The sequence below is a fragment of the Anaeromusa sp. genome, from assembly GCF_028691475.1.
In the GTDB taxonomy this organism is placed as follows: domain Bacteria; phylum Bacillota; class Negativicutes; order Anaeromusales; family Anaeromusaceae; genus Anaeromusa.
Window position 1 is genome coordinate 19,324 of sequence record NZ_JAQUZF010000024.1, and the last position, 8,671, is coordinate 27,994.

General features: G+C 48.6%; 5 protein-coding genes. 3 read left to right on the forward strand and 2 right to left on the reverse strand.

The window, feature by feature from the left end; all coding sequences use genetic code 11:
- Positions 1–77: 77 nt before the first annotated feature.
- Complete coding sequence (locus tag PHF27_RS05360; RefSeq protein WP_300067083.1) at positions 78–1,103, forward strand: M15 family metallopeptidase; 1,026 nt, start codon at positions 78–80, stop codon at positions 1,101–1,103.
- A gap of 33 nt (positions 1,104–1,136) precedes the next feature.
- Positions 1,137–1,712 carry a flavodoxin family protein gene (locus tag PHF27_RS05365; RefSeq protein WP_300067085.1) on the forward strand — a complete coding sequence of 192 codons (576 nt, stop codon included), beginning with the start codon at positions 1,137–1,139 and terminating at the stop codon, positions 1,710–1,712.
- Positions 1,713–1,999: 287 nt separating this feature from the next.
- On the opposite strand, the gene PHF27_RS05370 is transcribed toward PHF27_RS05365, so the two are convergent.
- A complete protein-coding gene (locus PHF27_RS05370) occupies positions 2,000–4,483 on the reverse strand; it encodes an HD domain-containing phosphohydrolase (protein WP_300067087.1) in 2,484 nt (827 codons plus the stop codon).
- Between the two features lie 195 nt (positions 4,484–4,678).
- Positions 4,679–7,015 (reverse strand): anaerobic ribonucleoside triphosphate reductase, encoded by a 2,337-nt coding sequence (locus PHF27_RS05375; RefSeq protein WP_300067091.1) that lies wholly within the window; start codon positions 7,013–7,015, stop codon positions 4,679–4,681.
- 637 nt (positions 7,016–7,652) lie between these two features.
- Between PHF27_RS05375 and PHF27_RS05380 the strand changes: the two genes are divergently transcribed.
- On the forward strand, positions 7,653–8,671 hold a 1,019-nt coding region (locus PHF27_RS05380; RefSeq protein ID WP_300067089.1), incomplete at its 3' end, for an NAD(P)/FAD-dependent oxidoreductase.

Here is an 8,671-nt window from a genome sequence, read left to right on the forward strand (position 1 = left end):
TTTTAGAAAAAATAAGGAATGACAACTAAAACGGCGGTGGAGAGTTAGATCATAATGTACACGAAAGGGCGATCAGCATGAATAAATTTGTTAACCGGAGGTGCGCTGCGATACTTTTTCTTTTTCTGCTAGTATGGTCTAGCAGCGGCTTAGCTGCGGAGGAGAATCTTCTGGGAGTTTACGGGCGCGAGGGGGCGCAGTTTCTCATTCGTGAACGGAGCGGAGAATTAGAACTTTTATACAAAGCGGAAAATCAAGAAGGCCAGGAATTTGCCAGTTACTGCAGCTATCCGTTGAGAAAAGGGGCGGATGGAAGCTATGAATTGTTACTTTTCGGTCCGGCTCAACAAACGCAGGCTAAAGTGCGCTTCTTTTATGATGCTGCGCAGCGGGTGACGGGTGTCCTGCTGGGAGAAAAACGATATGGCAAGCAGAGCTTCGCGCAGGAAGAAGGCAAAACGTTTCGGATTCAGCCCCAGCTGCCGCTAGCTGGCTTGCGCCAAAAAGCGTTGCAGGCGAAGATGCCTGTGGAAGAGGGGGCGTTTTTAAAGCCTGATTTGGTGGAGCTGAAAAATATGGATGCTTCGCTGCAATTAGACATTCGCTATGCTACGGATAATAATTTCATGGGGATGCCTTTGTATGAAGAAGGCAGAGCTTTTTTGCAGCGCCCGGCAGCGGAAGCGCTGGTGCGGGTAAATCAGGCGCTCAAGAAATACGGCTATGGTCTGATTATTTATGACGCCTATCGTCCTTGGTATGTCACCAAGATGTTTTGGGATGCGACGCCTGAAGCGCAAAAAGTATTTGTGGCAGATCCGGCGAAAGGTTCGCGGCATAATCGCGGCGGTGCTGTTGATATTGGGCTGTATTCTCGGAAAACCGGACAAAGCGTTGACATGGGCAGCGGCTATGATGAGTTTTCGCTGCGGGCTTTTTCCTGGTATCCCGGGGGAAACTCTGTACAGCGTGAACGCCGGGAGCTTTTGCGGCTGTTGATGGCGGGTGAAGGCTTTGCGGTGTATCCCGAAGAATGGTGGCATTTTGATTATGCAGCGTGGCGCAGCTACCCGCTGTTGAATGTGCCGTTTCATGAACTATAAAAGAGCGATGATTTGGCAAGAGGAGGTACTTTGATGAAGGTAATTGGCATAAACGGCAGTCCGCGGCTGCAGGGAAACACCCAGCTGCTTTTGCAGACGGTTTATAAAGAACTAAACAGCCGGGGCATTGAAACCGAAACGATTTCGCTGGCGCAGCATCCTGTAAAAGGCTGCATCGCTTGCCGCGCTTGTATAGCGCGCCAGGATAGACGCTGTATTATGGAGGATGATGCATTTAATGACTGCTTGGGGAAAATCATTGCGGCGGATGGTTTGATTTTGGCCTCGCCGGTCTATTCGGCGGGAGTTACTTCGCAGATGAAAGCGTTTATTGATCGCGCTAGTATTGTGCTGGCCGCCAACCGAGGACTATTGCGGCATAAGGCGGGCGCTGCCATCGTAGCGGCCCGCCGCGGCGGCGCTATAAGCGCTTTTGACACCTTGAATCATTTTTTGCATAGTAAAGAAATGTTTTTGGTAGGTTCTACGTATTGGAATATGGGCTATGGAAATGCGGCAGGGGAAGTGGCGGAAGATCAAGAAGGAATGGCGAATATGGCCAATTTGGGAGAAAATATGGCCTGGCTGCTGCAAAAAATACATGCCTAACCCTTGCGAAGGTAAATGGAAAAAGGATTTGCTGACGGTTGACAGGCCGTTTGCAAATCCTTTTTAAATTTACCGGAATTTAAAGGCTGAGAGATGAGGAATGGCAGGGACAACGAACCGCGAAATACACGAAAAACGCGAAAGGGGTTTTGGGGTTAGGAGCCGCTGTATAAACGGCCGCCACAGCCTCATTGATCCCTCACTTTACTCCTCTGGCCTTTCTCTGTTACTCTGTGTGACGTTCCCCCCAAAGGACCGCGCAGCGGTTTTTTTATCCTAGAGTGGACCTAGAGCGAATGATCGCTTTCAAGCAGTTTGATAAACTGAGTTGTCAGTTCCGGGTCGAATTGACTGCCGGCACAGCGCTGTAATTCCGCTATAGCTTCGCTCGCGGAGGCCGCCTTGCGGTAAGGACGATCATGGGTTATGGCGTCATAGGTATCAACCAAAGCGAGAATACGGCAAGGCAGCGGGATGGCTGTTTTTTTCAGTCCCTGCGGGTAGCCTTGGCCGTCCCAGCGTTCATGATGGCTGATGATCCAGTCGGCAATCGGTTCAAAATCGGGAATGGACTTAGCCATGCGATAGCCTATTTCCGTATGCTCTTTCATGACCGTCCATTCTTCTTCCGTGAGCGGGCCTGGCTTAAATAGAATATGATCAGGAATGCCAACCTTGCCAATGTCGTGAAAATGGGCTAGCAGGCGTAAATCTGCTAGCTGAGAAGCAGGTAAACCTAGAAACCCAATAAACTGCTCCATGAGATCATGCAGACGTTTGCCGTGGCCTTCGGTCAAGTAGTCCCTTGCTTCCAAGGCGCGTTCCAGTGTCTGGACAATGGCGTTCTTGGCGCTTTGCTTTTGGAGCAGCTTCTCGCGGTACATATTTGTATCCGCTTCCTTGAAGAGAGAGCACATGTCCGGGGGAGTTTGGGAAGAGATGGCGTAGCCTAAAGAAAGGCTGACAGGGAAGCCTTTCTGGGCTTGGTTGTGTTCTTCTAAAGCGGTACGAATCTTAGTGCAAATAGATGAGAAAAAGCTTTGCGTTGGTTGATTAAAGACAGCGGCAAATTCGTCGCCGCCAATGCGGGCGAGAAAGGCGTCGGCAGGAAAGGCGTCCTGCAATAGTTCGGCTACCTGGCGCAAAGCTTGATCGCCGATGGCGTGACCAAAGGTGTCGTTTAAGAGCTTCAGGCCGTCTACATCGCAGACAAGCAGACCGGTTGGTTGTTGAAGCTGGCTCACTTTCTGCATTTTCTCTTCAAAGGAAGTACGGTTATAAAGGCCGGTTAAACTGTCGTGCAAGCTTTGGTGGCGAAGCTTTTTTTCCCACTCGTAGCGTTCCGTGATGTTGCGGACAATCGCGATTGCTTTATCTGGTTCTGTTGGGACGAGCCGAGCCTCATAATGCTGCGTATTCCATTCAAAATCAAAAGTTTGAAGACGTTGAGAAGTAAGCGCTTGCCGTAAAAAGCGCATTGCTTTTTGCGCTAAAGCTGGTGAGAGAATCTCATGGGCTGTTTTGCCTAAAAATGTTTCCGCGGGGAAAGCTAAAGCCATGGAACTGGCTTTGTATTGCAAAAACCGCCCGTCTTTATCGACGGCGAAGATCGCGTCGGGAATGGCTTCTAAAAGAGCCTGGTTTTCATGAGTGCTTTTCAGCAAGCGCTGTTCGGCTTTGCGGCGGACTAGATTTTCTTTCTTTAAGGAATGAAACAGCTTAGAGCTATTTAAGGCTAAAGACGCCATGCTTGCGAATTGTTCCAACGCTTCCGCTTCGGCAGGCGTGAAGCATCCTTCGCTCTCGTAGCGGCTCAAACCGATAATCCCGACAATTTCTTCCTTGTCCCATAACGGGGTCAGTACCACAGCGTGCATATCAGGATAGGAAAGATGATGCTTGTTGAACCGTGCATGCAGTGCCGTAGGGGGCGCTTTACGCGTTTGGTACGCTGTATAGTCATTTTCAACGATGGTGTGTCGCTGCCGCATTAACTCCCCGGCCAACCCTTCGTGCCAGGGAAAGGAAACACCGACGCAGCAAGCATGGACGCCTAAGCCGTGGGCTTGGAACTGTACTTGGGCGGAAGCGTCTGTTTTGTGTATAAAGCCATGCTCAGTTTTCACCAGCGAAGCAGCCGCTTTTAGGATGTATTGTAAAATATCTTCTTCCTGTAAATGGTGCAGCACCTGGAACATGCTTTTTTGAAGTGATTGCAGCAGAAGCTGCTGCTGTTGGATGGTATAGTCGCGCGTGAGTAGTTCATCTAGCTGTTGCCGCAATTCCTCCTCGGAGGCTAACAGTTCTTCATACGCTGCGGATAAGTCAGTTTGGAGGGCCTGATTTTCGGCAGTGAAGGAGGTTAAGGACTGGGCAATTTCTTTGGAATGAGAAAGGTCGTGAACGATATGCAAATAATATGGTTTTTCGAGGAGCGGGAAAAAAGACGTCTTGATTTCTGCAAGAAAACAAGAGTGATTGCTGCGAATATGTGTGACATGAATAGTTTTAGCAGTGGCTCTTGCTTCGGCAAGATGATGCTGAAGGTAGGTTGCAGAGGTCGGCGTGCAAAGATGTTGCAGCGACAGTTCTGCTATTTCCGTTTGTGAATATTGATAGGCGTCAGAAGCTGCTTGATTTGCATAACAGATGGAGCCATCCAGATGGGTGAGGAGAACGATGTCGCTTATTTGGTTAAGAAGCGCTTCGTAGGCAATAGTATTTAAGAAGCAAGAGTTGTCGTGCTTGCAAGTGATATTGCTTTGCATCATAAACGGACTCCTCCTTAGGTTCTAACATGTATGTTGGTTGCTGCAAGTAAAGTCTGATTTTAACGAACTTTTTTATAATTCAGCGTACTGCTAAAGTTTTCCTTTTTATTCATCGAAAATGGGGAGTTTTTTATTAAAAAACCTCCCAACGATAGGCAGCGTCCTATCATTGGGAGGTTGAAAGCTTTTTTGAATTTAAGCTTGTTCGCTAATAGCTAAGTGTTTATAACGGTCTTTCTCTTCAGCGCGTTTGGCATTGTTGAATCGATCCAGTGTGCCCACAAGATATCCGGTAATCCGGCGAATGCGCTCGAAAGAACCGGACTCGTTTTCGGTGCGTCCGCAATGCGGGCAGACCTCGTCAATAATCCCATTGTAGCCGCACAGCGGATCATGATCTACGGGATGATTGATGGCGCCATAGCCAATGCCGCTTTCCTTCATGCAGCGGACAATGGACTCGAAGGCGTCAAGGTTTTTGAGGGGATCGCCGTCTACCTCCACATAGGTAATATGGCCGCCATTGGTCAGTGCATGGTAGGGCGCTTCCAACTGCACTTTTTTATAGGAGCTGATAGGGCAATAGACCGGAACATGGAAGGAGTTGGTATAATAGGCGCGGTCCGTGACTCCGGGAACGCTGCCAAAACGTTTGCGGTCCATATCTACGAAGCGGCCGGAGAGTCCTTCCGCAGGCGTAGCAATCAGAGAAAAATTCAGGCCATATTGTTTAGCGGCGTCGTCCATACGCTGCCGCATATGCTTAACGATGCGCAGACCGGCTTCTTGCGCCGCGTCCGATTCGCCGTGGTGCTGGCCTGTGAGGGCTTTTAAGCATTCAGCTAAGCCGATAAAGCCCACTGTCAGCGTACCATGTTTGAGCACTTCGCGCACTTCGTCGTCAGCGGAAAGTTTGTCCGAATCCAGCCAGATGCCATTGCCCATGAGGAACGGATAGTTGCGTACTTTCTTGCGGCATTGGATTTCAAAGCGCTCTAAAAGCTGGTCGATGCAAAGATCAATGAGTTCGTCCAGGCTTTTATAGAATTGCTTGCTGTCTCCATGGCTGAGAATGCCTAAACGAGGCAGATTGATTGACGTAAAGCTGAGATTGCCGCGGCCGTAAACAATTTCCTGGGAAGGAACGGCGGGGTTGCCGATAACGCGCGTGCGGCAGCCCATATAGGCGATCTCCGTTTCCGGGCGGCCTTCTTGGTAGTACTGGAAATTAAAAGGCGCATCAATAAAGGAGAAATTGGGGAAAAGGCGTTTCGCGCTGACGCGGCAGGCCAACTTGAACAGATCGTAGTTAGGATCTTCCGGGTTATAGCTGACGCCTTCTTTGATCTTGAAAATCTGAATAGGGAAAATAGGCGTTTCGCCGCAGCCTAAGCCGGCTTCCGTAGCTAAGAGAATGTTTTTGACTACCATGCGTCCTTCCGGGGACGTATCGGTGCCGTAATTGATAGAGCTAAAGGGAACCTGCGCGCCAGCCCGGCTGTGCATGGTATTGAGATTGTGAATCAGAGCCTCCATGGCTTGGTAGGTGGCTTTGTCGGTTTCCGCAACAGCTTGCGTGAAAGCAAATTGCTGGGCTTTATTGAGCAAAGCAGTGTCGAAATCGTTTTGCAGCAAGGCAAACTCTTTTTCTTGATAGCCGCTGTCATTAGCCAAGGTGATTTGCAGCTGTTCTTGCTTCTGCAGTGTCTGCGCCGCTTTAACGACGAGCTCCTTGACATTATCCTGACCGCTCTCAAAAAACAGGGCTTTACTCAGATTGTCTTGGTAGCGTTTGACAAAGGTTTTGCTAACGCCTTCGGCCAAGCCGTAGTCAAAGTTAGGAACGCTTTGGCCGCCATGCTGATCGTTTTGGTTGGATTGAATGGCAATACAGGCAAGGGCGGAATAGCTGGAAATATCGTTCGGCTCGCGCAATTGGCCGTGGCCGGTGGAAAAACCGCCTTGGAACAGGCGCTGGATATCGATTTGGCAGCAAGTAGTAGTTAAGGTATAAAAATCAAAATCATGAATGTGGATGTCGCCGTCTTTGTGCGCTTTGGCATGGTCTGGTTTTAGAATATACATTTCATTGAAGATTTTTGCGCCTTCCGAACCGTATTTCAGCATGGCGCCCATGGAGGAATCTCCGTCAATGTTGGCATTGTCACGCTTCAAATTACTTTCTTGAGAAGCGCTGTGCGTAATTTCCTCGTAGGTTTTCATCAAGCGGGTGTTCATTTCCCGCATCCGGGTGCGCTCGGCGCGATATAATATATAGGCCTTAGCGGCTTTGGCCAGGTCGGCGTTGATTAAGACCTTTTCCACAATATCTTGAATATCTTCTACACTGGGCGGCGTGTTTCGTTCAGTATAAACTTGGGTAGCTTGGTGAACTACTTCCGTAGCCAGTTGTAAAGCTTTCGTGTTGTCGTTAATTCCCGCAGCCTGCAGAGACTTGGCAATAGCATTGGCTATTTTCTCCAAATTAAAGGGAACTTGGCGTCCGTCACGTTTAACAATAGTCGTCAGCATGGGCAAGGCGGCAGCATGGAATGCTGCGCCAGTCACCTCCTTATGTAGATGTGAATTTTGATGTTCCGTATGAAGCCGATTTTAATTCTACATGAATATATAGTGTTGGTCAATAAGGAGCGACACTATATATTGTGCATTGGCGTCCTGGGTCGAAATGATGAAAAGTCCTGCTTAAATAGGTTTTTCGGGGATAAATGGTCCTAGTTCCCTGATGAAAGCTTGACTTGCATTATAGCGATAGGTTCGTATGCAGACAGAAGCAAATTGTATATCAATGCAAAGAAAATAACAAGCAGAAAAAGCGACTCAACGGCGGTAGAAAGAATTATTGATAGAAATGTACATATTGAAACGAAAATTAAGAGAATAGTGCAAATAAATTGATTTAAAAGTAAAGTTGAAAGTAAAAAAGAAAGATACTTATTAAAGGATAAAAGATATTAATTAAAGCAATGCATATATTTACAGTGAAAAATGACTATGGTAAAATAATCACAAACAAGGGTACTGTATTGTGTATACAAATATATTTTTTTGCACAAGAAAGTGAAAAAAATCACTAAAAAGATCGAGAAGCCTTTGGAATTTTGGTAAAGATTTATTTTGGTCATAAATTACAAGATGAGGTGGCATTATGCAAGCATTGCAGCAAAGACCTAAAATTGTTGTCGTTGGAGGCGGTTTTGGGGGCTTAGAAGCGGTACGCCAATTGGCGGATAAGAATGTGGACGTGGTGTTGATCGACCGGCGTCATTATCATTTGTTTCAGCCCTTATTGTACCAAGTAGCTACCGCCGCATTGGCGCCGGCTGATATTGCAAGTTCTACACGCTCGCTTTTACGAAAGCAGGAGAATTTAGAGTTTCGCATGGCGGAGGTCACCGGCGTGGATTTTGCCCAAAAGACGGTGCAAACCAGCAGCGGCGAAGTCGCCTATGATTACCTGATTGTAGCAGTAGGAGGAGAAACTAATTTCTTTGGCATGGAAGATGTGCAAGCGCATGCCTTTGGTTTAAAAGACATTGACGAGGCGATTGCGATTCGTAACCATATTTTGTTGAAGTTTGAAGAAGCGTTGCAAGAAGAGCATGTGCAGCGTCGCAAGGCGTTGCTGACGTTTGCCGTCAGTGGCGGCGGCGCTACTGGCGTAGAGTGCGCTGGCGCCTTGACGGAATTGATCGAACGGACGCTGTTGCCTGATTATCCGGCATTATTGCGTGAAGAAATTAAAGTGGTCTTAGTGGAGGCGGGAGAGCGGCTGCTTCCTATGGTGCCGGAAGCCTTATCGGAAGCGGCGCGGCAGGCATTGAGCCGCAAAGGCGTAGAAGTGCGTTTGCAAACGGCTGTTGCCGGGTATGATGGTGCTTGCCTGACTTTTCGCGACGGCAGTACCTTGGCGGCGCGTACCATGATCTGGGCCTCTGGAGTCAAAGCCTCTTCGCTAGTGGAACAGCTGCAGGTGGAACGAGGCCGTCAAAATAGAGTGCTGATAACGCCGACCTTGCAGGTTCCGGGAGCAGAAGGTGTCTTTTGCATAGGCGATGCCGCCGGGCTGCAACAAGAGGGAGTTTTGCTGCCCATGGTTGCGCCGGTAGCCGTGCAGCAGGCTAGATTAGCTGTCGGGAATATTTTGCGCTTGCTTCGCAAGGAACC

Bases quoted from the DNA above. Each gene is read 5' to 3' on its own strand.
- PHF27_RS05360 (WP_300067083.1), top strand. From the start codon at position 78: ATGAATAAATTTGTTAACCGGAGGTGCGCTGCGATACTTTTTCTTTTT.
- PHF27_RS05365 (WP_300067085.1), top strand. From the start codon at position 1,137: ATGAAGGTAATTGGCATAAACGGCAGTCCGCGGCTGCAGGGAAACACC.
- PHF27_RS05370 (WP_300067087.1), bottom strand. From the start codon at position 4,483: ATGATGCAAAGCAATATCACTTGCAAGCACGACAACTCTTGCTTCTTA.
- PHF27_RS05375 (WP_300067091.1), bottom strand. From the start codon at position 7,015: ATGCTGACGACTATTGTTAAACGTGACGGACGCCAAGTTCCCTTTAAT.